Origin of the sequence: Campylobacter concisus (genome assembly GCF_902460545.1) — a bacterium.
Taxonomy (GTDB): domain Bacteria; phylum Campylobacterota; class Campylobacteria; order Campylobacterales; family Campylobacteraceae; genus Campylobacter_A; species Campylobacter_A concisus_AE.
Genome location: NZ_CABPUE010000001.1, coordinates 71,299 through 95,965 on the forward strand (window position 1 = coordinate 71,299; position 24,667 = coordinate 95,965).

Genomic DNA, 24,667 nt, shown 5'->3' on the forward strand with positions numbered 1-24,667 from the left:
AAAAGGTTAAATGATGATAAAAGCGATCGAAGGTATCGTCAGCAGAAAAGATCCCGCATTTGTGATACTTAAGACAAATAGCGGCGTAAGCTATGGAATTTTTATCTCACTTTTTTGCTCAGCCAAGCTTAGCAAGGGAGAAAAAGTCGAGCTTGCCATAACGCAGATCATAAGAGAGGACGCAAATTTACTCTATGGCTTTTTGGATGCAAATGAGCAAAAGATGTTTGAGATGCTTATTAAATTAAATGGCATCGGAGCTAGCACGGCTATGGCAGTTTGCTCAAGTCTTAGCTCGCAAGCATTTACAAACGCCATAATAAGCGGTGATGCAGACACCTTTAAAAGTGTGCCAGGTATCGGACCAAAGACTGCTAGACGCATTATAGCTGAGCTAAGTGACGCAAAACTAATAAGTGATGAGAGCGTGCCAAGCTACCAAAACGAAGCGCTTTTGGCACTTGAGGCGCTTGGCTTTAAACGTGAGAAGATAGTAAAAATTTTGCCTGATTGTAAGAGTGAAAACACGAGTGATCTTATAAAAGAAGCATTGAAAAAATTAGGATAAGGATTAAAAAGATGAATTTAGGTGTGGTATTTGGAGCTAAAAGTTTTGAACATGAGATAAGTATAGTTAGTGCGATAGTTTTAAAAAATGTCCTAAAACAAGAGCTAAAATTTGTATTTTGTGATGCAAATAGAGATTTTTATCTTATCGAGCAAAAAGATATGAGAGCAAATTTCTTTAGCTCTGGTAAATACAAAAATTCAAAAAAGCTCATTTTGTCTAAGGGTGGATTTTTCATACACTCTCTCTTTGGCGATAAAAAAGTAGAGTGCGATGTCATTATAAATTTGATCCACGGCATGGACGGCGAAGATGGCAAGATAGCAGCACTTTTTGACTTTTACGGCATAAAATATATAGGCCCAAGGCTTGAAGTAAGTGCGCTTAGCTACAACAAAGAGCTTACTAAATTTCTAGCACAAAAGGCTGGCATAAAGGCGCTTGACTATGAGATGCTAACTCGTGAGAGCCAGCCAAAATTTCACTATCCTATTATCTTAAAGCCAGCAAGACTTGGAAGTAGCATAGGTGTAAACATAGTGCATGACGCCAGTGAGCTAGCTTATGCAAAAGACGTGGCATTTGAATTTGATAAAGATGTGCTTGTCGAGCCTTTTATAAAGGGAGTAAAAGAGTACAACCTTGCAGGCTGTAAGATAGATGGAAAGATAAAATTTTCTATCATCGAAGAGCCAAAAAAGAAAGAATTTCTTGACTACGAGCAGAAATATCTTAGCTTTTCAAATGAAAACAAGGTAAAAGAGGCTGAAATTTCTGAAGAGCTAAAGCAAAAGCTTAAATTTAACTTTTCAAAAATTTATGATTGTGGATTTGACGGAGCGATCATTAGATGCGACTTTTTTGTGATAGATGATGAGGTCTATCTAAATGAGATAAATCCAAATCCAGGAAGCCTTGCAAACTATCTATTTGAGGATTTTGAGAGCACATTAAATGCTCTTGCAAACTCACTTCCAAGAGAGCGTAATATAAAGATCAATTATAGCTTTATAAACTCGATCACTTCAGTAAAAGGTCGCGGAAAAATTTAAGCCATTTAGTAGATTATAAAGTAGTTTGTGATATTTTACGTAAAATTTTACACAAAGAGCGACAATGGTAACTTTTACAAAAGACGAAATTTATACAGCAACTGAAGTGGTTAGAAATTTTAGTTCAGTGCTCTCTCGCGTGGGAGCTAATGAATTAAAAAGAGCGGTCATTGTTAAAAATAATAAATTTGAAGCAGTGCTTTTAAATATGGAAGAGTATGAGCGCCTTTGCGAAGCAGTAAGCGTGCTTGAGAGTATTTACGCTGCTAAAAAGAGAGAAAACGATGGCGAGTAGGGCGGTAAAGTACGGCTCAAATGAGTATGAGATCAGCTACGAAGTAGTAAATCCAAAATGCAAAAAAATAGTGCTTTTCTTGCACGGCTGGGGTGCTAATAAAGAGATAATGAAAAAGGCATTTGGGCACTATCTAAACGAGTTTTGCCATGTCTATATCGACATGCCAGGCTTTGGTAAAAGCTCAATTACTGATCCGTTAAAAACAAGTGATTATGCAAAAATTGTTGAAAATTTTTGCGCCGAGCTTGGCATAAAGCCAGATATCGTCGTAGGTCATAGCTTTGGCGGCAAGGTCGCAACGCTTCTAAAACCGCAATATCTTGTGCTTTTAAGCTCAGCTGGCATAGTTGTCAAAAAGCCATTTATCGTGCGCGCAAAGATCGCTATTTTTAAAATTTTTAAGCTTTTTGGATTTGGAAAATTTTATAAACTCTTTGCTACAAAAGATGTAAGCGGTATGAGTAGAGTGATGTATGAGACCCTAAAAAACGTTGTTGATGAGGATTTTGCAAAGCATTTTGCCAGCTTTGGTGGCAAGGCTTTGATATTTTGGGGCGAAAATGACAAGGCAACGCCCGTAACAAGCGGAGAGAGCATACATAAGCTCATAAAAGATAGCTCATTTTTTCCACTTAATGGCGATCACTTTTTCTTTTTGCTCCACGCTAAATTTATAAGTGACGAGATAGAAAAAGGGATAAATTTTGAGCCAAATGAAGCAAAAAATGTTGTGATAGATGACGATGAGAGCGGGATCGAGGAGATAAGATGAATATATTTTTAAGCATAAGCACAGTTTTATTTATCTTTGCGCTCGCTTTTTATGTGATTACTTGCTTTCAGTGGTTTTCATATAGGCCTGAGCGCGTGCTCTTTCACTTCACAAAGCCTGCTTGGCACGTCTTTTTCTTTATCGTGCCGTTGGTGCTTTTTTACACGACTGGTAAGTGGTTTTTTATCTATTTTTACTTTGCGCTTTTGCCAGCGCTTTATCTTTGGCACAAAAAACTTGATAAAAAGCTAGTAATTACTGGTAGGATCAAGCACTTTTTTGTAATCCTTGCTTGTGCTACCATCTTAAACTACGCTTTAAATTTTATCATTCACAGGGTACTTTTAGCTCCGATGCCACTTTTTGTCTTGGTTGTGAGCCTATTTTTTAGTGAAATTTTAGAAAAGATTAAATTTCAAGGCTTTAAAAACAAGGCACTTAAAAAACTGGGCGCAAATAAAGATCTAAAAATCATCTTGATCACAGCAAGCTACGGTAAAACTAGTATCAAAAATTTCCTATTTGAAATTTTAAAAGATAGCTTTGCCTGCTACAAAACGCCTCGCAGTGTAAATACAATGGCTGGCATCATCAAAGACATCAATGAAAATTTAAGCGAACAAACGCAAATTTATATTGCAGAAGCAGGCGCTAGGCTAAAGGGCGACATCCTAGAGATCACTAAATTTCTAAACCCGCAAATCGTCATCGTAGGCGAGATCGGCGCGCAACACATTGAATATTTTAAAACACTTGATAATATCCGCTATACCAAGCTTGAAGCACTTCAAAGCGCTCGTTTGCAAATGGCATTTTTACATAGCTCGACAAAGAAAGAGCCAAGCCAAAATTTAGAAATTTACGATGAGAGTCTGAAAGATATAAATGCAAATTTAGATGGAATTTCTTTTATACTTGATAACAAGAGTTACGCTTCGCCGCTACTTGGCAAATTTAACGCTACAAATTTAGCCGTTTGTATCAAGGTGGCAAAGTACCTAAAGATGAGCAATGAGGCGATAAATAGTGCTCTATCTAAGATGAAAAACGTCGAGCACCGCCTAAGCAAGATCGAGGCTGGTGGTAAGCTAATAATTGATGATAGCTTTAATGGAAATTTCTCAGGTATGAGCGCTAGCTACGAGCTTGTAAGCACCTACGCTGGTAGAAAAGTTCTGCTAACACCAGGCATTGTCGAGAGTGATGCGGAGCAAAATGCAAATTTAGCCAAGGTAATAAATGAAATTTTCGACCTTGTCATCATTACAAGCTCGCTAAATGCCGAAGTTTTGCTAAAACACATAATAAAGCCAAAGATCATCATTTTAAAGGATAAAAATAAAATGCAAGAAATTCTAGCTCAAAATACGCGTGCTGGCGATCTCATACTATTTTCAAACGACGCACCGAGCTTTATATGAAAAAGATAGTTTTTTTAATCCTAGCTTTAAATTTGGCATTTGGCTTTGATATTGATGATTATGACAGAGGCATTGAGGCACTAAATGCCGGAGATTACGCAACTGCATATGAAATTTTTTATGATGGTTGTGAGCAAAAAGATGTGCTTTCATGCGAGGCTTTGGGTGATATGTTTGTAAATGAAGAGATAAACGAGCAGATGGATAATGATCTAAAAAAGAACTCAAATATCGAGCTTGGAGTGAGTTATTATATGAAAAGCTGCGACCTTGGCTATCAAAATGCTTGTGATGATGTGATGAGCTTAAGGGACGATTTAAACATAAGCCTGCCAGCTGGTGTTTATGAAAACGCCAAAGCAAGGTACGATGAGATAAGGCAAGAAGATGAAAAAGAAGAAGCCTTAAGTGAGCAAAATGCAACTTTGCAAAAATAAATTTTTTAGGTTAGACTAGATTTACTTTTAGCGTATGCTCTTTTAGGCTTGCTGGAATTTTGCCATTTTCAAGCTCGATCAGTTCGCTAACTCTTAAAATATAAAAATCCTGCAAACTTCTGTTTGCAAATTTTTCAAGCTTTTTTGAAAGCGTGTCAAACATATAAAACTCAGCATCATTGCTAGCTAGTAAAAAATCAGCCCCGCTATCAAACGCATTAAAGATGGTCTTGCTTGCAAGTGCAAATGCAAGCTTTTCGTTTACTTTTAAAAGCTCAAATCCACAAGGAAATTTATTGTTTAGATTTATAAAATTTGCTCTAAATTTATCTAAATTTATAGGGATTTTATCGCTTACGGCTATTTTGAACTCTTTAAATTTATCCAAGCTCTTTATCTTTTCAAGCTCATTTTTTGAGGTTTCATCCTCCTTTATCCCTAAAATTTCTTTAAAAAACCTAATCGCTTTGGTATAAATTTCGCTTCCGCTAAAGATAAAATCATCAATCTTGCAAGCTATCAAAATGCCATTTTCATTGTTGATAAGCCTCATGATCTCATCATTTTTTTCTTTTTTATAAAGATGATGAGCTAGTATGATGGCTGCTGCACCTATAAAATTTGGCTCGTATTTTCTCACAAAATCAGCATAAAAATATGACTTTAAACTCGCATAAAATTCTTTGTCTGTTTGATCACAAAATTTATCAAATGGCTTAAATTTCTCCCAAAAATCATCATCATTTATCTCAAGATCTAAAACTGCTCTTTTTTCATCAAGTGGCGAAATCACAAGCTCGCCTACAAATTTCTCATATAAATTTACTAATGGTTCAGCGGTGCTCACTACGACATCATTTACTTTCACAAAGCCAGTTGTTGGCTGAAAATACGGATCAATCTTTTTAATATGCAAAAATAGTTCATCAAGGTTTGCGTAATCTAAAATTTCTAAAAAATATGGTTTGAAATACGACAAAATATCCTTTTTTGCATTAAATCTAAAAATTTCTATTTTTTGCATTTGGCTCCTTTTTTGGCTTATTTTATCCTAAAATTAAAAGGAGTTTCATTATAATGGCCCGATGGATAAAGAAAATTTCACGATTGAATGCTTTGGTAACGCTTATATTGGCGATGACGCAGCTGTGATTGGCAAGCATGTCTTTAGCAAGGATATCTTTGCTGAAAACTCGCACTTTAGGCATGGCTGGCTAAGCCTTGAAGAGGTCGGCTATAAGGCGATGATCGTAAATTTTTCAGATACGATCGTGATGAATGCTAGACCAAAATTTGCGCTTCTTGGACTTAGCTTGCCAAAGAATTTTTCGCCGCAGCAAATCAAAGAGCTAAGCGGTGGCATAAACAGAGCGTGCGAGGAGCTTGGCGTAAAGATAATCGGTGGCGACACGATAAGTAGCAAAATTTTAAATATAAGCGTTAGTGTAATTGGCGAGCTAAATGGCAAAGCTGTGCTTAGGAAAAATGCAAAATACGGCGATCTGGTAGCTTTTACGGGCGAGCTTGGAGGTAGCAAAAAGGGGCTAAATTCGCTTCTAAGGCTAGCTCAAATTTCAAAAAATTCACGATTTAAAAAGCCTATTTTAAGAGATAAATTTTTCTACAAAGCAGCTCATCTTGTAAACTCCGCTATGGATATCTCAGATGGGCTAAATGCAGATTTTGCTAAGCTTTTAAAGGCTAACAAAAAGGGTGCTAAATTTACAAAAAAGCTAAGTAAATTTGAGCTTAGTAGCGGTGAAGAGTATGAAATTTTATTTACTTTTAGTCCTAAAAATTTAAACGCTATCAAAAGGATTGCCGCAAAAACACGGACAAAGATTAACGTCTTTGCAAAAATTTCAAATAAAAGGTTAAAACAAAATGCAAGAAACCACCACTTTTAAGCCACTTTATGCACTCACTCATGCGCCCATAGAGGCTTACTTTTCTAAAAATTCAGATGATTTTGTCGTGCGCGAGATACCACTTTACGAGTTTAGCGGGGATGGCGAGCACTTGATCGTTGAAATTTCTAAAAAAGATATGACGACACAAGAGGCCTTGCACGTCTTAAGTGAGGTCACTGGAGCTAAGATGCGCGACTTTGGCTATGCTGGGCTAAAGGACAAGCAGGGCATGACGACGCAGTTTATCTCTATGCCACGCAAATTTGAGAGCAATCTAGCAAACTTTAGCCACGAAAAGATGAAAATTTTAAGCCTAAATGTGCATAAAAATAAGCTTCGCATCGGACATCTAAAGGGAAATAGCTTTTTTATCCGCTTAAAAAAGGTGCTGCCAAGTAATGCCAAAAAGCTAGAGCAAGCATTTGTTAGTATCGATAAAATGGGCTATGCAAACTATTTTGGCTATCAGCGTTTTGGTAAATTTGGCGACAATGCCGAAACTGGCCTGGAGCTACTTAAAAACGGGACAATAAACGGCAAAAAGAGTAAAAATGTAAAGCTAAACGACTTTTTGATCTCGGCATATCAAAGCGATCTTTTTAACCGTTGGCTTAGCAAACGCGTGGAGATTTCGAGGTTCGCGCAGGATTTTAGCCTAGGCGAGCTAGCTCAAATTTACCCGTATCTGGGTGGCGAAAATTTGAAAAATTTAAAATCGCAAAAGAGATTTTTTAAGCTGATAGAGGGCGAAGTTTTGGGTCACTACCCGCACGGCAAGTGCTTTTTGTGCGAGGATTTGGACGCGGAGAGCGCGCGCTTTGACGCTAGAGATATCACTAGCTGCGGGCTAATAGCGGGCGCGAAGGCGTATGAGGCACAGGGCGCGGCTAGGGCGGTAGAGGATCAAATTTTCGCGCAGGCAAACGAATATAAAGCTAAAATGACGGGATCTAGGCGCTTTGCGTGGTGTTATTTGGAGGATGCAAGCTATAAATACAACGAGGAAAAAGCGCACTTTACGATAAATTTCACGCTGCAAAAAGGAAGCTACGCGACGGTGGTGCTAGAAGAAATTTTGCACAAAAATATCTTTGAGTAGAGCGGCGACTCGTCTCGTAAATGCTTTTAAATGGCTTTGCGTCTATGCTGGCAAAAGCAAGTAGAGCATAAATTTTGCTCTGCGATAGGCTGTATGCCTTATTTTTGGACGAAATTTACTTCTTTTGTTTAGCTACGAGCATAGTGGCACATAAAACATTTAAAACCATCTCGCAAAACTTCGCCTTAACTTTCAAGTTTAAATTTCACAAATCAAAATCTGCCTTGCCTAACGCTTTTTAAAAGCTGTGAGCAAAATGGGGCAAAAACTTTGCCTTGTCGTTTTAAGCTCAAATTTGTTCACTAAGACCCATATCTTAACATCACTAAATTTTATCCGTGGAGCAAGACGCGAGCGACATGAAATACAAGCATTTCTAGACTCGTTTAGATATAATGAGTTTGCAAATTTATATTTTAAAGGGATTAAAAATGGCGAATATTTTTCTTTGTTCTTATTTTTCGGAGATTGCGAGCAAGATTAATGAAGTGGTAAAATTTCAAGGCAAAGATATTGTTTTTATCGATACGGCAGCAAAATTTGAAGAGGTAAATTTTTATATAGATGAAGCGGTGGAGATTTTAGAAAAATTTGGCGCAAAGCTAAGACGCCTTGACGTCTCTTGCGCCAAGGATTCGGCAGCGCTAGTATCTAGCCAAGATGAGCCATCTTGTGAAGATAAAATTTTATCTACCATTAGTCAGTGCGACATCATTTACGTTAGCGGCGGAAATACGTTTTATCTGCTTAACGAGCTGCGAAAATCGTGCGCCGCCCAAGCTATAAAAAATGCAGTAAAAGCGGGCAAAATTTATATCGGTGAGTCGGCGGGAGCAATCGTGGCCGCACCAGATACAAGATATGCTACGCTTATGGATGAAAATAGCCCAAATATGAGCGATTTTGCAGGGTTAAATTTGGTTGATTTTTGCGTCGTACCGCACTTTGGCTGCGAGCCTTTTATGCAGGCCACGCGCGAGATAATGGAGAAATTTGGGAACTTGTATGATTTACGACCTATAAATAATGCTGAATTTATTGCGCTTTGAGATAAATTTTTATACGTTCTTTTATAAAAATATACGCTAAATATTTACTTAAAGCACTCTATTTGCTTGCAAATCTGCCTTTTAAATAAAAGAACATAAAGTTTAAAGTTTTAAAAACTAGAAATTTAAGCCAAAGGCGCTATAATTTCGCTCTGGCACGGTAAGCGATCGCTTTTGTTTTTACAAAAGAGGAAAGTCCGAGCTGTGATAAGACAAGGTTCCATCTAACGGATGGCTAGGGAAACCTAAGGGATAGTGTAACAGAAAGTAGACTTCCGCTTTGGCGGTAAAGGTGAAACGGCGGAGTAAGAGCCCACCGGCACGCTTGGTAACTTGCGTGGCCATATAAACCCAACCTGCAGCAAGAAGGGATGGTTTTGGTCTTATATTAAAACCCTTCGCTAGAGCTTGTTTGTAAAAGCAAGCGTAGATAAATGATCGCTCAAGACAGAACTCGGCTTAACGCCGTGCCTTTAAATTTATAAAAATTGATTAGTTTGTTACGTATTTTTGAGCTTTTTGTAGTTTTATAAGCTCATTTTGGATGTGCGAAGACTTGCTTTTTAAAAGCTCTATTGCGCCGCCAATTAGTGCTTGTGCTTCCTGTGCTGAAGCTAGGCTTGTAAACATATCCTCACTAAAATTTTGTGATAAAGCAGCTATCTTGCTCGTGTCTTCGTTTATCAATGCTAATTTAAATTCATTGATCCAACTATTCACCTGAAGTTACCTCCCTCCATGCTTCAGATAGTTGCTTTACAACATTGGTTACTTCATTTAAAGCTGCGATATCGTTTTGTATATTTGCCATAGCAAGAAGCTGCATCTGTCTTGTATAAAGGCCGCTAAGATAGTGGGCTACGTCGCCTTGAGAATAATCAAGCGAATTTAAAAGCTCAACAAAAATAGCGTTTGTTCTATTTATATAATAAACTTTTTTCTCTATATCTCCAGCTTCTATCGCCTTTTTTGTACGAAATATAAATTTTAAAATCCCGTCATAAAGCATTTCTATTAATTTAGTTGGGGACTCAATGCCCCCAAAACTAGACTGTGCGTATGCACTATATGCACTTTGATTCATCTTTCTCTCTTATTTTCTGCTATTTATCTCTGCATCGATCATTGATTTTAGTGTCGAGAACTGATTTTCTAAGCTTGCGATGATAGCGTTGTATTTTATAAAACGCTCTTGCATTGTTGTGTACTTTTCATCTAAAAGCTTTTGTGTGCTCTCTTTATTTTTTGTGATCGACTCGTTTTCGTCTTTTAGCTGATTTTGCATAGCGATCATTGTGCCTTTTTTACCAACGACACCATCAAGCATTTTAGCTAGCTTTGTAAATAGCCCATCTGTTTTTTTAGTTACTGAATTTACAGTTGCTTCGCTCATGCCTAGAGTCGTTAGAGCAGGAGCTTTACCTTTTACTTCGATATTTTCACCATCACTTCTTTTTAAGACGATTCTTTTGCCACTGTTATCAAGACTGGCTGTAACTCCAGTTATGCCAGCGTCATTTATGGCTTGTTGAAGTTTTAGTGCATTTTCTTCGGCTGTGGCTGTGGCTGTAGTTGAGAATGTAACTGACTTGCCGTTTATCGTAAGATCACCAGCTTTTATGTCTAATGCTCCAGCACTAACAGTCGATGCTCCCATATAGCTTATTGGCTCGATCTTGCTTGATCCCATGAAAAATTTCTGAATCTCTTCAGGATCTTTGCTAAGAGCTGCATTTAGCTTATTTAGATCAAGCTGAAGCTGTCCGTCTTTATCAGGCACTATGCCATATTTGCTTAATGCTTTGCCTTCACTATCTTGTCCATTTACAAGACGACCAATGTTTGATCTTAAGCTTGAAATTTCGCTAACACCTTGGAAAGTGCCAGCTCCCTTTTCCTCGTCATATTTTGTGGCTATACCAAGGTTCATGGTCATTAGGTTGTAATCTTTTATAAATTCTTCAACCGCTTTTATTACTTCTTTTGTATCTTGAGAGACGCTTACGTTTGTTTTACCAGTTTCATTTAATGTAATAGAAATTCCCGGCCTTAAGTCGTTGAAGGTGTTTTTGCTTCTTTTTACATTTACTCCGTTATATGTAAATTCCGCATCTTGTGCCTTTAAAATTCTATTCTTTTCAAAATTTGATGTCATCTTTGGTGTGCCATCAGGATTTGTTAGTAGAGTGCCATTTGCATCTTTATCCTGAAACTGTGTACTATCCCAGCCAAGCTTATCTAAAACACCAGCCGTATCATTTGAAAATTTAATAGTCTGCGTAGCACCAGTGTTGCCTGATTGAAGCATGATTTGATTTGGCTTATCTCCGCCAACGTTTAAAATTCTAGCTTGCAATTTACCGCCACTGATATCATTTATCTTGTCTACAATATCTTGATATGTGGTTGATCTAGTTACGCTAATAGAAAATTTTTGTCCATCGATCTCAACATCAAAAGAGCCGTTATTTGTCGCACCTACTAAGTTTGAAGCGTTTTTGAAATTTGAGCTTTGAAATGTATCTTTTTGAGCAAGTTTTTGCACATCGATATTAAAATTTTGCACGCTAACGCCATTTGCCGCTGAGGCTGTTACGCTTTTGCCAGCGTTATTTGTAGTTCTTTTTAGATAAAGTGCCTCTCCGCCAAGCGTTTTGCCACTTACATTTACGTTGCTAACTAGAGTTTTTAGCGCTGCAAGGTCTTTTTGCTTTAGGTCATTTCTTTCTAGCCTTTTTGTTAAAGGCTTGATCTGTCCTGCTTCGTCTGCTTCTTTTAGCTTTTTGATAAGATCATCATTTAGGCCGCTATTTTTTGTACCTAAGCCTAAATTTGTTACGTTACCTACTGCCATTATTAACTCTCCTTGTCAAAAAGTATTCCTATGCTTTCTTTGAAATACTCGCTTATTCTTATAGCTTCTTTGCTTGGAAGTTGTGTTATCTCTTCGCCAGTTTTAGCATCTTTTACTTGCACAACCATTAAATTTAGCTTCTCATTGTAAGCAAATCTTACATTAGTATCGAGTTGCTGCATTTGATAGTTCAGTCTATCGGTGACCTCTCTTGTTCTTTTGGCAAGCTCTTCGTTGCTAAGTCTGTCTAACTCGTTAATGTCTTTTGTTTCATTGTTTTTATCAGCACTTAATTTAACATCAGAATGCTCGATAGGTCTGCTGTCTATTTGACGTTGAGCGGATGTGCTCATGCTCGTATCTAGTACCTGATTTGCTGCTGCCTTAAAGATTTCCATAGTTTTACTCCTTAAAACTTACGTTAGCTTCTACATCGGTAAAATTTTAAAATCCTTTAGTGTTTATATAAATTTTTGATTATTTAGGCTAAAATCGAGCAAAAATTTATAGGAAGAGATATGAAAATTTCATTTGAGTGCGAGTGTATTTTACTTCAAAAAACATTGCTGCTTTTTTGTGGAAATTTGGCTGCTCATCATAAGGATTGTGATTTTGTAGTGAGTGACCGCGAGATTGCGACAAAAAAACCACTATTTATAATAGGAAAAAATGCTCATCTTTCTCATCCTTTTACCAAAACAACACTTCTTGATACGCTTGAAGAATTTTACTCAGCTATGCAAATTTCAAAAGCAAATGGGCTAAATGAAGCTAAAAATGAAAAGGGCTTAGAAGAGAAAATTTCACTTTTAATAGATAAATTTAAAGCCGATCTTCTTGAAATTCTAAGGGCAAATCAGTGAAGCTTTACACTAGAATCTCAAGTGGTAAATTTAAAGGCAAAAGACTTGAGCTACCAAGTCTAAGCACGACTAGAAGCACAAAAAGTATCGTAAAAGAGTCCTTTTTTAACGTCATTAGAGATGAAATTTACTCGCTTACATTTATAGAGGGCTTTGGTGGAAGCGGCGTAATGGCATGTGAGGCCGTTAGCAATGGAGCACGTGAGGCCATTGCTATCGAAAAAGATAGAGCCGCTTTTAAGATCACGCAAAGCAACCTTAAAAGCCTAGAGTGCTCAAATTTAAAAGCGATAAATGGCGATACCTTTTCTGTCTTGCTTGATCTTGTAAATTCTCAAAGTGGCAAGGTCTTGCTCTACCTTGATCCGCCCTTTGATATAAGAGCTGGCTTTGATGATATCTACGAAAAGCTTCTAAATTTAATCTCACAGCTAAAAAAAGAGAAAATTTATATGATAGTTTTTGAGCACAACAGCGACTTTAAATTTAGCGATGAAATTTCTACATATAAGCTTGTAAAATTTAAAAAATTTGGAGCTACTTCACTCTCTTACTTCCAATAATTTATAAAAATTTGGAACATCTTTTGCTTTAAAAACCTAAAATAGCTAAATTTTAGGAAAAAATATGAAAAAATTTTTATCTTTTGTAGCAGCTTCAGTGATAGCTACTTCAGCCTTTGCTACGCAGATAAAAGAGCTTGCAAGCATAGTTGGCGTAAGGGATAACCAGCTAATAGGCTATGGTTTAGTTGTCGGACTAAACGGCACAGGTGATGGCTCAACATCAAAATTTACGATCCAGTCTTTATCAAACATGCTTCAAGGTGTAAACGTAAAGATAAATCCAGATGATATCAAGTCAAAAAACGCAGCTGCTGTTATGGTAACAGCTAAGCTTCCTGCATTTGCAAGGCATGGTGATAAGCTTGATGTCGTGATCTCATCTATTGGCGATGCAAAAAGTTTGCAAGGTGGTACTCTTCTCATGACACCACTAAAAGGCGTTGATGGTGATATTTATGCTTTGGCTCAGGGTGCTTTAAGCATCGGCGGAAAAAGCATGGGTAGATCAGGTGGCAACCACCCAACCGTTGGCTCTATTCTAAATGGAGCTTTGGTTGAACGAGAAGTGACTTATGATATTTACAATCAAGACAGCATAAGACTAAGCCTAAAAGATACAAATTTTAAAACTGCTCTTGATATCCAAAATGCTATAAATGCAAATATTTCTGATGACGCTGCAAAGGCGATTGATCCAAGAACGGTTATCGTTAAAAAGCCAGATGATGTTAGCATTATCGAGCTTGCAAGTGCTGTGCTTGATCTTGATGTGGAGTATAAGCCAGATGAAAAGATAGTGGTTGATGAGAGAACTGGCACGATAGTAAGTGGCATAAATGCCGTAGTTAGCCCAGTTGTCTTAACGCATGGTGCAATCACAATAAAAATAGAGCCAAATAGCTACGATGAAGCAGCGCAAAACGATGTAAATATAGGAAGCGATACGTCGGTCGCACCTAGTCAAAATTTACTTAAAATTTCAGGCGAAAAAACAACCGTTGCAAACGTAACAAGAGCTTTAAATAAGCTTGGGGCAACACCAAGTGATATCATATCAATACTTGAAAATTTAAAGCGAGTTGGTGCGATACAAGTTGATTTGGAGATAATATAATGCAAATAGATAACACCTTAGCGCTAAATTCATACAATGAAATTTCTACAAATAAGATAAAAAATGCAAATGCTAAACAAGATGCACTTTTAAAAGAACAAACCGATGCGTTTGAGGCATATATGGTAAAGGCTGTGCTTGATATTGCTTTAAAAGAAGATGAGCACAGTTCGCTATATCCAAAGGCTGCTGGTAGCGACATTTATAGGTCAATGTATAACGATGCAATGAGTAAAGCATTGAGTGGAAATCTTGGTTTTTCAGAACTTTTGTACGATTTTTTAAAGAGAGACTCTTAAGTAAATTTATATTCTGCCGATGTAGTGATATAAACATTTTATTTTAAGAGGTATGAATATGATAAGGCCTTTGAATCAAAGACCAAATTTTCAAGCAAATACGCTAAATAAAAATAGCGATGCCAAGGTCGAAACTCAGAGTAAAGAAGTAAGAACAAACGAAAACGCAAAGCTAAAAGAGATAGCTGATGCCATAGCAAATGGCACTTATCAGGTTGATATCTCAAAAACGGCTAGGGCTGTGGCTGATGCGTTGCTGTAATTAAGGAATTTAAATGATAAAAAAGCTTTTGGACGAGGCTATAGGCGAGCTTGATGAGCTTATAAATTTAACCATACAAGATATCGCAAATATAAAAGAGGCTAAGCACTCAAGTGTTGATGAGAGTGTAAAGAAAAAAAATGCCTTAGTTCGTGCATTTGAAGATACGAAAAGAGCATTAGATAAAGAGCTTTTAAAAGTATCAAAAGAGAGCGGTACGACTACACTTGCTAGTGTTTTAGACGATGAAGTGAAGTCAAAGCTTGTTCTTATGCGTTCAAAGCTTGAAAATTTACATAAAGTCAATAAAGAATATGCAAGGCATGTTGTTGCTGTTAAAGAATTTTTTGACTCACTTAATGAAAAAATTTTTGGCACTAAAGCAAGTGAATACGGCCAAGATGGAAATAGCATAGATAATAATTTTTATAAATCAAGGGTTTAAAAAATGGCTAATATTTTTATGTCATTAGGCACGGGTGTTTCAGGACTAAATGCGGCCCAGCTTCAAATAAGTACAACCGGAAATAATATCGCAAATGCCGATAGCAACTACTATACAAGGCAGCGTGTTGTCCAATCCGCATCCCCAGCGATGAATACAGTCCCTGGTGGAGTTGGCACAGGCACGCAAGTAGATACTATAACAAGGCTTCATGATGAGTTTGCCTACTCAAGACTAAAATACTCATCGTCAAATTTAGAAAACACGGCCTATAAACAAAGAATTTTGCAAGAAGCTACAAAATATTTTCCTGATCTAAAAGATAATGGAATGGTAAAGGATATTCAGGAGTATTTTTCCGCGTGGAATAACTTTGCTTCAAACCCTAATGCAGGTGCTCAGAAAGTAAATTTGATAAATAAAGCAAGTGTATTGACTGCAAGTATCAACCGCTCATCAAAGATGCTTTATGATATGCATGAAAAGATTGATGAAACGATAAAAATAAATATAAATGAGATAAATTCGCTAGGCAGACAAATAGCAAACATTAATAAGCAAATCCAAAGAATAGAATCAGGCGCGGACGCTGGTATAAAAATAAACGCAAATGATCTTCGTGATAAACGTGATGAGCTTGAGCTTGCTATGTCAAAGCTGGTAAATACAGCAGTTTATAAAAGTGATCTAAAGAGCAATTCTAGGGTAGATACAGGAATAACAGATCAAGGAAAATACTACAATCTAAACATTGGCGGTGTAAGTATCGTTGATGGTGTAAATTTTCATGAAATTTCTATGAGTTCAACTGAAAGTGGACGATATACAAAAATTTATTATGAGAGAGAAGATGGCAGAAGAATCCCAATGGAGGAAAAGATCACAGGCGGTAAAATCGGAGCTGCACTTGATCTTAGGGGTCGAAACTACGAGCCAGATAATGATAAATTTAGTGACGGAACGATCCAAAAATACATTGATAATCTAAATACATTTAGTAAAACCTTGATAACAAGTACAAATAATATCTATGCCGAATCCGCAGTTGAAATTTCTAACTCAGATCCGATAAGTTATTTAGAAGGCGATAAAATGTTGATGAATCATGATAATAGTATAAGAAACGGAAGTTTTGAAGCTATTGTTTATGATAACAAAGGCAATGTCGTGGCCAGAAAAACTATAAATGTAAATGGCACGACGACGATGAATGATACAAGATATGGCAACTCTATCGTCAAAGACTTTAACTCAAACTCAGATGACAATAAAGACAATAATATGCTAAATGATGTTGATGACTTTTTTGAGGCGTCATATTTTTATGATAAAAATACTCAAAAAGGTACATTTTCTCTCATTCCAAAACAAGCTCAAGGGCTTTATAGCATATCAATAGTCGATCACGGTACAAATTTCCCAGGTGCTGTTGGCATAAATAGATTTTTTTCAGGTACTGACTCAAATAGTATCGGCATAAATCAAAATTTTACCCAAGACCACACAAAGCTTCGTGCCTACTCAAAGCCAGTTATCGGAAATAATGAAGTTGCAAATAAAATGATCCAGCTTCAGTATCAAAAGCAGACCTTTTACTCAAGTGGTATAGCGCTTGATAGAGATGAGACGATCGAGGGATATTACCGCTATTTCACGACCGATATGGCGAGCGATACTGAGGCAAATAATACGATCCATGATACAAATACATCTTTACAAAAGACCGCCGAGGCGGAATTTCAGTCAACAAGTGGTGTAGATACTAATGAAGAGCTTACAAATTTGATTCGCTTTCAAGCAAGTTACGGCGCAGCAGCAAAGATCATCACAACCGTTGATCAAATGCTTGACACGCTTCTTTCACTAAAACAATGATCGAACTAAAGAGCCTTTTAGACTCACACGTACTTAGCAAAAATACAAATTTGGGGCTATTTGAAGCCCCAGATCCACTTCAGGTAGCGACCAAATTTAAAGAGCCAAACATAGCACTCATTTGTGCGTTATTTGCCTATGGCAACGCAAAAATGATAGTAAAATTTCTAAATTCGCTTGACTTTAGTTTACTTGATGAGAGCGAGCAAAATATCAAGAAAAAATTAGCAAATTTCAAATATCGCTTTCAAAATGAAAACGATGTTAGGGAAATTTTTATCACTCTCTCACGTCTTAAAAAAGAGGGAGGCATAGAGGAAAATTTATGTCGTGGTTTTTCTAAAAATGGCGAGATGATAGATGGCATAAATGAGCTTATTAAATTTATATATGGATTAAATTCTTACCGCTCAGATGGATATGAGTTTTTCTTTGGTAAGAGCTTTGACAAAGAGCCACAAAGTCCATATAAGCGCTACAATATGTATCTTCGTTGGATGGTAAGGGATAGCGACATCGACCTTGGATTATTTAAAAATTTGCCAAAAGATAGACTTTTGATGCCACTTGACGTGCATACGCATAGAGTTTCTTTAAATTTAGGACTTATAAACAGAAAGAGCTACGATTTCAAAGCAGTCATGGATCTTACAAAAAAACTTAGAGAATTTGACGAGTTTGATCCGATAAAATACGACTTTGCACTTTATAGAATAGGGCAGAGCAAAGAGCTAGAAACTATCGTAAAAAATCTTAATCAATAAAAATTATTGCTAAATTTTTAAATTTAGGGTAGACTTGCCGTACAATTTTATCCACAAGGAGCTTGTATGAAAAAAATCGTTTTACTAAGTGCAGTTTTAGGAACTTTACTTTTTGCTCACGAAGGTCATCACTTTGATGCGAAAGCTGGAGAGCATCTAGTTATACCTGTTAATGAGCTAAGCGAGAAGGGCGATAAGAGTGTCGGCGAAGTAGTAGCTGTTAAGACAAACTACGGCGTTGCATTTTTTCCAAATTTAAAAGGACTTACTGCAGGACTACACGGCTTTCACATCCATGAAAATGCTGACTGTGGTGCGACTGAAAAAGGCCTTGGTATGAAAGCAGGTGGTCACTGGGATCCAGCTGGCACAAAAATGCACTCTTTTGCATGGGACGATAATGGTCACAAAGGCGATTTGCCAGCACTTTACGTAGATGCTGAGGGCAATGCGAACTATCCAGTGCTAGCCCCAAAGATAAAAAGTCTTGACGAGCTAAAAGGTCACTCATTAATGGTTCATGTTGGTGGTGATAATCACAGCGACAATCCAAAAGCACTTGGCGGTGGCGGTGCTAGAATGCTTTGTGGCGTTATTAAGTAATCACTTTAATAAACGAGTCTTTGAGCTAGATCTAAAGGCTCGTTTAAATTTATAAATTTCAAAAATCTCTCATTTTAAATATAAAAATTTTACAAAAAGATAAGTACAAATAAATTACAATCTGCTTTTATTTCAATTATCAAAAGAGCAAAAATGGATTTTGATCTACTTAGTTATGTCGTTTTTTTTATAGCTGCGTTTTTAGGTGGTTTTATCGATTCTATCGCTGGTGGAGGTGGGCTTATAACGCTTCCAGCTATTATGGCGATGGGCGTGCCACCACACCTTGCACTTGGTACAAATAAGCTTCAAGGTGTCTTTGGTAGCTTTACAGCGACTTTAAATTTCACAAAACGGGGATTAATTAATTATAAAGAGTGCTTTGTAGGTATCATCTTTACTTTTATTGGAGCTATCATCGGAGCGGTGGTTATCCTATTTTTAAATACAAATTTTTTAAAGATAATTATCCCATTTTTACTGATTGCTATTTTTATCTATACGCTTTTTATGCCAAAAGTCGGCGAAAATGATAGAGCTGCAAAGATGAATGAAAAACTATTTTATGTAGTTTTTGGACTAATGCTTGGCTTTTATGATGGTTTTTTTGGTCCAGGAACAGGCTCTTTTTGGACATTTGCGATAGTGGCATTAATTGGGCTAAATTTAAAAAAAGCTGTCGCTCATACGAAACTCTTAAATTTTACTAGCAATATCGTTGCTCTTGGCATTTTTATAGCCGGTGGACAGATGCTTTGGGCTGTTGGACTTTTGATGGCAGTTGGTCAAATTTTAGGCGCATATTTTGGATCAAATCTTGTCATTAAAAAAGAGGTAAAATTTATTAGAACAATGTTTCTAGTGGTAGTAGCAGTGACCATTTGTAAATTGATTTTCGATTATTTCAGAGTTTAAAATTAAAAATGTTTTAACAATAATTTTGTTACAATCACGCAAAATTCTAAATCCAAGGTAAATTAATGAAAGATTTGTTTCTATTTTCAAATTTCCTAAATAGCTCCCACGCCTTTATCTATGCGTTTCACTTTCTGCTTGTAGCTTTGATTGTTATCATAGTTGCTTATATGGCAAGGAGTAAGATGCAGCTTGTGCCAAGAGGTCTTCAAAATATAGTTGAAGCTTATTTGGAGGGCGTTATATCGATGGGAAGAGATACTTTAGGCAGTGAAAAACTAGCTAGGAAATATCTTCCACTTGTTGCAACTATCGGTTTTATCGTATTTTTTTCAAATGTTGTAGGTATTATTCCTGGATTTGAGTCGCCAACATCAAGCCTAAATTTAACTCTAGTTTTGGCTTTAGTCGTATTTGTTTATTACAACTTTGAGGGCATTAGAGAAAATGGATTTTTCAAATACTTTGGGCACTTTATGGGGCCGAATAAATTTCTAGCTCCTATTATGTTTCCAGTTGAAGTCATCTCACATCTTTCACGTGTAGTTTCGCTATCATTTCGTCTTTTTGGTAATATCAAGGGTGACGATCTATTCTTGCTAGCGATGCTTACACTTGCACCTTGGTTTGCTCCACTTCCAGCTTTCGCACTTCTAACGCTTATGGCTGTTTTGCAAACATTTATCTTTATGATGCTAACTTACGTTTATTTAGCTGGTGCTGTTGCTATTAGTGAGCACGAGCATTAAAATTTAAAGCCATATTTTTATATGGCTTTTTCCTTTTTAAAACTATTTAAATTTTTAAATCACCTTCTTTATTTTCCAGTCAAAACGCTCATTTTTAGATATTTTAAAAGAAAGTATCGCTAAAATACGCCTTAAAAATTTGTATAAATTTAAAGGTAAAAATATGTTTGAAGTCGTTATCGGTTTAGAAGTTCATACTCAGCTTAATACAAAAACTAAAATTTTCTGCTCTTGCTCAACTAGCTTCGGTGACGAGGCAAATACTCACGTTTGCCCAACCTGCCTAGCACTTCCTGGAGCGCTACCTGTGCTAAACAAAGAAGCTGTCAAAAAAGCAATTAGCTTTGGCACAGCGATAAACGCTATGATAAATAAAAAATCAGTCTTTAATAGAAAAAACTACTTCTATCCGGATCTTCCAAAGGCATATCAAATTTCTCAGTTTGAGATTCCTATCGTAGAAGGTGGCGAGTTAATAATCGACGTAAATGGCACTAAAAAACGCATTGGCGTAACTAGAGCGCATCTTGAAGAGGATGCCGGAAAGAACATCCATGAAGAAACCGAGAGCTTGGTTGATCTAAACAGAGCTGGTACGCCACTTCTTGAGATAGTTAGCGAACCAGATCTTAGAAGTAGCGATGAGGCAGTGGCTTATCTTAAAAAATTGCACTCAATCCTTCGCTTTTTAAATATAAGTGATGCAAATATGCAAGAGGGTAGCTTTCGCTGCGACGCAAATGTCTCTATCCGTCCAAAAGGCGACACTAAGCTTTACACAAGGGTTGAGATAAAAAATCTAAACTCATTTAAATTTATCCAAAAAGCGATCGATTACGAGGTGGAGCGCCAAAGCGCAGCTTGGGAAGACGGCAAATACGACCAAGAAGTCTATCAAGAGACAAGGCTGTTTGATACGACAAATTTAGTGACAAGATCTATGCGTGGCAAAGAGGATAGCGCGGAGTATAGGTACTTTCCTGACCCTGACTTGCTGCCTGTTGAAGTGTCAGAGCAGATGCATAACGAAGCGATAAAAATTCCAGAGCTTGCCGAGCAAAAGGTCGCAAGATATGTTAGCGAGCTAGGCGTAAAAGAGAGTGATGCGCTAAATTTAACTCAAAGCGTTGAGATGGCTAGATATTTTGAAGAGCTGATCGCCGCTGGAATTCAACCTAAGCTTGCTACTACGTGGCTCATAGTTGAGCTCCTTGGCCGCTTAAATAATGGCGTAACGATCGAGACAAGCCCAGTTAGCAGCGTCAAGATGATAAATTTACTAAAACGCATAGAAGATGGCACGATAAGCGGCAAGGCTGCAAAAGAGGTGCTAGACTATCTAATGGAAAATGACGCGGACGTCGATAGCGTCATCGAAAAGCTTGGCTTGAAACAAGTGAGTGACGACTCAGCGATTATTGCGATCATAGATCAAATTTTAGCTGCAAACGCCGACAAAGTCGAAGAGTATAAAAACGGCAAAGATAAGATGTTTGGCTTCTTTGTCGGTCAAGTGATGAAAGAGGGCAAGGGTGCCTTTAACCCAGGCAAGGTCAATGAGCTTTTAAAGGCCAAAATAGGCTAAAAAAGAGCTAAAATGAGCATAGCAGTCATCGGAGCTGGCAAGTGGGGCAGTGCGCTTTTTCACGCATTTAGTGAAAATAACGAGTGTGTCATCAGCTCAAGAACGCCAAGAGAGATGCCAAATTTTGTAAGCTTGGATGAAGCTTTGGAGTGCGAATATCTAGTCTGCACGATCCCAACGCAAGCTACAAATTTATGGCTAAAGCAAAACTACAAAAACAAAGGTCAAAAGATCCTAGTCGCCAGCAAGGGCATAGACACGGCAAATCTTAAATTTCTAAATGAAATTTATGAAGACTTTGTTAATAGAGAAAATTTAGCCTTTCTTTCGGGACCAACCTTTGCAAAAGAGATCATGCAAAAGCTGCCTTGCGCCTTGGTAGTAAATTCTAAAAACCAAAATTTAGCTTCAAAATTTGCCTCATTTTTCCCAAGCTACATGAAAGCCTACACCTCAGATGATGTGATCGGCGCTGAAGTATGTGGGGCGTATAAAAACGTGATCGCCATAGCTGGTGGCATCTGTGACGGCCTTGGCCTTGGCAATAACGCAAGGGCGAGCCTCATTTCACGTGGGCTTGTCGAGATGGCTAGATTTGGCAAATTTTTTGGCGCAAAAGATGAGACATTTATGGGGCTAAGCGGCGCAGGGGATTTATTCTTGACCGCTTCATCGATACTTTCACGCAACTACCGCGTAGGTCTTGGCATTGCAAGGCACGAGAGATTAGAAAAAATTTTAAATGAGCTTGGCGAGGTGGCCGAGGGTGTAGATACAGCAAAGGCAATTAGCAAGATCGCCAAAGAAAAGGGCATATATGTGCCGATCGCTAGCGAGGTTGAAAATATGCTAAATGGCAAAGATGTTTTTGAGAGCGTTAAATCACTTTTAGGAAGAAGATGAAAGCATTAAAATTTATACTTTTTGTGGCCATTTTTGCTTTGGGGCTTAATGGCGCAGAAGTGAGCCTAAGAGCCAAAGTCTCGCAAATGATAATGGTTGGCTTTAATGGGGCTAGCACAAAAGATGCTGCATTTCGCGCGATGTTAAGCGACGCTGGATATGAGAGATTTGGCGGTGTGATGCTACTTGGCAGAAACGTTACCAACAAAGCCCAGCTAAAAGCTAGCATAAAAGCAATCAAAGAAAAAAGTCCTAAAATTTTTATCGCTATTGATGAAGAGGGCGGCAATGTAAGTCGCATGAAGGATAGTAGCTTTAACGGTCCATATCCTAGCGCATACGAGGTTGCAAGTACGCTTGACATCAAAAGCGCATACGATCTCTACTCGAAAATGGCTATAAATTTAAAAGAGTGTGGCATAAATTTAAATTTCGCTCCAGTGGTCGATCTGCACGATGAAAACTCGCCGATCATCGCCGCTAAGCAAAGGGCGTTTAGCGAGTATGCAAGCAAGGTGGTGATCTATGCTGATGCTTTTATGGACGCATTTAAAGAGCAGGGTGTGATAACTACGATCAAGCACTTTCCGGGGCATGGCAGCTCAAAAGAGGACTCGCATAAAAATAAGAGTGAGATCACGCTAAGCAAAGATGCGCTACTACCATATAAAGACGCCATAAGCACAGGTAGAGCGCAGATCATCATGGTAGGGCACCTTTTTGTAAAAGGTATTGACGAGGACAATCCGGCTACACTTTCTAAAAAAATAATAACCGATCTACTGCGAAATGAACTTAAATTTAATGGCGTAGTTATCAGCGATGATATGCTGATGAAAGGCGTTGGCGACGATGCTTTGGCGCAAAAGGTGGTGAAATTTATAAACGCTGGAGGCGATATCTTACTTTTTAGTGAGTTTAAGATAAACAACCAAAGAACGGCTGATCTAGTTACTCAGATGATAATTGACGCTGTAAATGAGAAAAAGATCAGCAAAGAGCGAATAGACGCTTCATACAAGAGGATAATGGCTCTAAAAGCGAAGCTTTAAATTTGACTTTTAAAGTTATGTTAGTAAATTTGCGTTATTTTCATCTTTTTCAAGTTCAAAATATAAAATTTCAAGTTGCATATTTTTTTCATATTCAAATTTCATAGGCTCTTGTTGTATGCCGTCTATCTTTGGATAGATGAGGTATAGTTTGCCGTCACACTGATGCTTTTTTCCGTAAGCATATAGCTGATACAAGTCGGCTTGTGAGATATTATTACTTGAGCTTACGATCTTCCATTTTGTGTCAGCTATAAATTTGCTTTCTAAAAATATATCAGGCCTTAGTCTAAAGCTCTTTGGATTTTCTACGAGGTGCTTTTCTGAGTGTTGCAGTATGACGCCGGGAAGCATTTTCTTTATAAAATTTCCAACATAGCTTTCAAAAAGCGTATTCATATCAAATAGCAAGGCAAAGGCCACATCGTTACCTCTATACGGGCTAAACGACTTATTTTGTAAAAATATCTTACTCCATAAAAGCGCTTGCTCATAGTGTTTTGTTTGGCGATTTAGTTTTAACCGGCTAAAGTCCGCATTTATATCAGAGCTAGATGAAATTTCATCAAAAATAAATAAATATTCCCTAATAAGCCGTTGATTTTTGCTTGATTTTGAGCGTCTATATAAAAACTCGAGCGTACTTTTTATGAGGCGATTTTCGGCTCTATCTATGGAAAATTCCTGATAGCAAACGTAAAATCTCTCTTTATGGACGATATTTTTACGTATTTGCTCCGAGATTTTCAGTTTTCCTTTTAAAAATTTTAGATTATCTTCTAGCTCTATATAGTCGCTTTTTATGCCTATTTTTATGAGTTTTGATACTTCATCTAGGAACATCGATATAAAAATTTCAAGAAGCGGTAAATTTAGGCTTTTTAAATTCGCTATGTTTATATTTTTAAACGGATGACTTTTTAAAGTCTTTAGCATCGTTAGTAAAATCTTTTTAGAATTTTCTACCGCCTCCTCGTTGTTACTATTATCATTGTCGTGGATCTTGGGAAGTATCTCAAGGCTATCGCCACTCTTTGTCTGGATGATACCGACATAGTTTTGAGCTTGTAAAAAATCGCCCTTTTTATCTCTGCCGAGCTTTAAAAACTCTACTGCGGCAAAATTTTCTCTAGTAAATGCATCTACTACGTTAAATAGGTCTTGGTCGTCTTCCGGGCGAAATTTTTCAAACTCTATTAAGTATTTGGTCAT

General features: G+C 37.4%; 29 protein-coding genes and 1 other RNA gene. 24 read left to right on the top strand and 6 right to left on the bottom strand.

Annotated elements, in window-relative coordinates; genetic code table 11:
- The first annotated feature begins 13 nt into the window (after positions 1 to 13).
- The 6 genes from ruvA to FZ949_RS00380 all read left to right on the top strand — a co-directional run bounded on the left by ruvA (position 14) and on the right by FZ949_RS00380 (position 4,548).
- Positions 14 to 568 (top strand): Holliday junction branch migration protein RuvA, encoded by a 555-nt coding sequence (ruvA, locus tag FZ949_RS00355; RefSeq protein ID WP_087577129.1) that lies wholly within the window; start codon positions 14 to 16, stop codon positions 566 to 568.
- An 11-nt stretch (positions 569 to 579) separates the two neighbouring features.
- Entirely contained in the window at positions 580 to 1,620 is a 1,041-nt protein-coding gene (locus tag FZ949_RS00360; RefSeq protein WP_103580382.1) for a D-alanine--D-alanine ligase, read from the top strand.
- A 64-nt stretch (positions 1,621 to 1,684) separates the two neighbouring features.
- The gene (locus tag FZ949_RS00365; protein ID WP_087584583.1) at positions 1,685 to 1,915 is read left to right on the top strand and encodes a type II toxin-antitoxin system Phd/YefM family antitoxin; all 231 of its coding nucleotides are present in this window, start codon (positions 1,685 to 1,687) and stop codon (positions 1,913 to 1,915) included.
- On the top strand, positions 1,905 to 2,690 hold the full coding sequence (gene estV / locus FZ949_RS00370; RefSeq protein WP_103580383.1) for an EstV family lipase: 786 nt from the start codon (positions 1,905 to 1,907) through the stop codon (positions 2,688 to 2,690). The genes FZ949_RS00365 and estV overlap by 11 nt, the downstream gene beginning before the upstream one ends.
- Positions 2,687 to 4,111 (top strand): Mur ligase family protein, encoded by a 1,425-nt coding sequence (locus FZ949_RS00375; RefSeq protein WP_148789982.1) that lies wholly within the window; start codon positions 2,687 to 2,689, stop codon positions 4,109 to 4,111. The genes estV and FZ949_RS00375 overlap by 4 nt, the downstream gene beginning before the upstream one ends.
- Positions 4,108 to 4,548, top strand: coding sequence for a hypothetical protein (locus FZ949_RS00380; RefSeq protein ID WP_148789983.1), 441 nt, complete (start codon positions 4,108 to 4,110; stop codon positions 4,546 to 4,548). Before FZ949_RS00375 ends, FZ949_RS00380 begins: the two co-directional genes overlap by 4 nt.
- A 10-nt stretch (positions 4,549 to 4,558) precedes the next feature.
- Here FZ949_RS00380 and FZ949_RS00385 read toward each other — a convergent pair whose 3' ends face one another.
- Positions 4,559 to 5,572, bottom strand: coding sequence for an HdrB C-terminal domain-containing protein (locus tag FZ949_RS00385; protein WP_148789984.1), 1,014 nt, complete (start codon positions 5,570 to 5,572; stop codon positions 4,559 to 4,561).
- Positions 5,573 to 5,633: 61 nt separating this feature from the next.
- On the opposite strand from FZ949_RS00385, the gene FZ949_RS00390 reads away from it, so the two are divergent.
- The 4 genes from FZ949_RS00390 to rnpB all read left to right on the top strand — a co-directional run bounded on the left by FZ949_RS00390 (position 5,634) and on the right by rnpB (position 9,084).
- Positions 5,634 to 6,455 (top strand): thiamine-phosphate kinase, encoded by an 822-nt coding sequence (locus FZ949_RS00390; RefSeq protein ID WP_148789985.1) that lies wholly within the window; start codon positions 5,634 to 5,636, stop codon positions 6,453 to 6,455.
- Positions 6,433 to 7,557, top strand: coding sequence for a tRNA pseudouridine(13) synthase TruD (truD, locus tag FZ949_RS00395; RefSeq protein ID WP_148789986.1), 1,125 nt, complete (start codon positions 6,433 to 6,435; stop codon positions 7,555 to 7,557). Before FZ949_RS00390 ends, truD begins: the two co-directional genes overlap by 23 nt.
- A gap of 431 nt (positions 7,558 to 7,988) precedes the next feature.
- A complete protein-coding gene (locus FZ949_RS00400) occupies positions 7,989 to 8,606 on the top strand; it encodes a Type 1 glutamine amidotransferase-like domain-containing protein (protein WP_187424695.1) in 618 nt (205 codons plus the stop codon).
- Between the two features lie 152 nt (positions 8,607 to 8,758).
- Positions 8,759 to 9,084: RNase P RNA component class A (gene rnpB, locus FZ949_RS00405), an RNA gene on the top strand.
- 14 nt (positions 9,085 to 9,098) lie between these two features.
- Here the strand turns inward: rnpB and FZ949_RS00410 are convergent.
- The 4 genes from FZ949_RS00410 to flaG are packed head-to-tail and all read right to left on the bottom strand — an operon-like array spanning position 9,099 to position 11,858.
- Positions 9,099 to 9,326: a hypothetical protein gene (locus FZ949_RS00410; protein ID WP_084041079.1), complete on the bottom strand. Its 228-nt coding sequence runs from the start codon at positions 9,324 to 9,326 to the stop codon at positions 9,099 to 9,101.
- Positions 9,319 to 9,690, bottom strand: a complete 372-nt coding sequence (fliS, locus tag FZ949_RS00415; RefSeq protein ID WP_035167483.1) for a flagellar export chaperone FliS — start codon at positions 9,688 to 9,690, stop codon at positions 9,319 to 9,321. Before fliS ends, FZ949_RS00410 begins: the two co-directional genes overlap by 8 nt.
- A 9-nt stretch (positions 9,691 to 9,699) precedes the next feature.
- Entirely contained in the window at positions 9,700 to 11,460 is a 1,761-nt protein-coding gene (gene fliD / locus FZ949_RS00420) for a flagellar filament capping protein FliD (RefSeq protein ID WP_148789988.1), read from the bottom strand.
- 2 nt (positions 11,461 to 11,462) lie between these two features.
- Positions 11,463 to 11,858, bottom strand: a complete 396-nt coding sequence (gene flaG / locus FZ949_RS00425) for a flagella length regulator FlaG (RefSeq protein ID WP_103579796.1) — start codon at positions 11,856 to 11,858, stop codon at positions 11,463 to 11,465.
- 120 nt (positions 11,859 to 11,978) lie between these two features.
- Here flaG and FZ949_RS00430 point away from each other — a divergent pair, with 120 nt between their 5' ends.
- From FZ949_RS00430 to FZ949_RS00495, 14 genes are all read left to right on the top strand, one after another.
- On the top strand, positions 11,979 to 12,323 hold the full coding sequence (locus FZ949_RS00430) for an ornithine carbamoyltransferase (RefSeq protein WP_103579797.1): 345 nt from the start codon (positions 11,979 to 11,981) through the stop codon (positions 12,321 to 12,323).
- Positions 12,320 to 12,886, top strand: coding sequence for a 16S rRNA (guanine(966)-N(2))-methyltransferase RsmD (rsmD, locus tag FZ949_RS00435; RefSeq protein WP_103579798.1), 567 nt, complete (start codon positions 12,320 to 12,322; stop codon positions 12,884 to 12,886). Before FZ949_RS00430 ends, rsmD begins: the two co-directional genes overlap by 4 nt.
- A 64-nt stretch (positions 12,887 to 12,950) precedes the next feature.
- Positions 12,951 to 14,003 carry a flagellar basal body P-ring protein FlgI gene (locus tag FZ949_RS00440; RefSeq protein WP_021091361.1) on the top strand — a complete coding sequence of 351 codons (1,053 nt, stop codon included), beginning with the start codon at positions 12,951 to 12,953 and terminating at the stop codon, positions 14,001 to 14,003.
- On the top strand, positions 14,003 to 14,302 hold the full coding sequence (locus FZ949_RS00445; protein WP_103579799.1) for a rod-binding protein: 300 nt from the start codon (positions 14,003 to 14,005) through the stop codon (positions 14,300 to 14,302). The genes FZ949_RS00440 and FZ949_RS00445 overlap by 1 nt, the downstream gene beginning before the upstream one ends.
- A gap of 58 nt (positions 14,303 to 14,360) precedes the next feature.
- The gene (locus FZ949_RS00450) at positions 14,361 to 14,564 is read left to right on the top strand and encodes a flagellar biosynthesis anti-sigma factor FlgM (RefSeq protein ID WP_072594307.1); all 204 of its coding nucleotides are present in this window, start codon (positions 14,361 to 14,363) and stop codon (positions 14,562 to 14,564) included.
- Between the two features lie 13 nt (positions 14,565 to 14,577).
- The gene (gene flgN, locus FZ949_RS00455) at positions 14,578 to 15,009 is read left to right on the top strand and encodes a flagellar export chaperone FlgN (protein ID WP_021091397.1); all 432 of its coding nucleotides are present in this window, start codon (positions 14,578 to 14,580) and stop codon (positions 15,007 to 15,009) included.
- Between the two features lie 3 nt (positions 15,010 to 15,012).
- Positions 15,013 to 16,884: a flagellar hook-associated protein FlgK gene (gene flgK / locus FZ949_RS00460; protein WP_103579800.1), complete on the top strand. Its 1,872-nt coding sequence runs from the start codon at positions 15,013 to 15,015 to the stop codon at positions 16,882 to 16,884.
- Positions 16,881 to 17,648 carry a TIGR02757 family protein gene (locus FZ949_RS00465; RefSeq protein WP_103579801.1) on the top strand — a complete coding sequence of 256 codons (768 nt, stop codon included), beginning with the start codon at positions 16,881 to 16,883 and terminating at the stop codon, positions 17,646 to 17,648. The genes flgK and FZ949_RS00465 overlap by 4 nt, the downstream gene beginning before the upstream one ends.
- Positions 17,649 to 17,714: 66 nt before the next feature.
- The gene (locus FZ949_RS00470) at positions 17,715 to 18,251 is read left to right on the top strand and encodes a superoxide dismutase family protein (protein WP_103579802.1); all 537 of its coding nucleotides are present in this window, start codon (positions 17,715 to 17,717) and stop codon (positions 18,249 to 18,251) included.
- Positions 18,252 to 18,404: 153 nt separating this feature from the next.
- Positions 18,405 to 19,166 carry a TSUP family transporter gene (locus FZ949_RS00475; protein ID WP_103579803.1) on the top strand — a complete coding sequence of 254 codons (762 nt, stop codon included), beginning with the start codon at positions 18,405 to 18,407 and terminating at the stop codon, positions 19,164 to 19,166.
- A gap of 65 nt (positions 19,167 to 19,231) precedes the next feature.
- Positions 19,232 to 19,915: a F0F1 ATP synthase subunit A gene (locus tag FZ949_RS00480; RefSeq protein WP_148789989.1), complete on the top strand. Its 684-nt coding sequence runs from the start codon at positions 19,232 to 19,234 to the stop codon at positions 19,913 to 19,915.
- 163 nt (positions 19,916 to 20,078) lie between these two features.
- Entirely contained in the window at positions 20,079 to 21,500 is a 1,422-nt protein-coding gene (gene gatB / locus FZ949_RS00485; RefSeq protein ID WP_103579508.1) for an Asp-tRNA(Asn)/Glu-tRNA(Gln) amidotransferase subunit GatB, read from the top strand.
- 12 nt (positions 21,501 to 21,512) lie between these two features.
- Positions 21,513 to 22,403 carry an NAD(P)H-dependent glycerol-3-phosphate dehydrogenase gene (locus FZ949_RS00490; protein WP_103579507.1) on the top strand — a complete coding sequence of 297 codons (891 nt, stop codon included), beginning with the start codon at positions 21,513 to 21,515 and terminating at the stop codon, positions 22,401 to 22,403.
- Positions 22,400 to 23,455, top strand: a complete 1,056-nt coding sequence (locus FZ949_RS00495; protein WP_103579506.1) for a glycoside hydrolase family 3 N-terminal domain-containing protein — start codon at positions 22,400 to 22,402, stop codon at positions 23,453 to 23,455. Before FZ949_RS00490 ends, FZ949_RS00495 begins: the two co-directional genes overlap by 4 nt.
- A gap of 15 nt (positions 23,456 to 23,470) precedes the next feature.
- Here FZ949_RS00495 and FZ949_RS00500 read toward each other — a convergent pair whose 3' ends face one another.
- Positions 23,471 to 24,667 (bottom strand): McrC family protein, encoded by a 1,197-nt coding sequence (locus FZ949_RS00500; RefSeq protein ID WP_103579505.1) that lies wholly within the window; start codon positions 24,665 to 24,667, stop codon positions 23,471 to 23,473.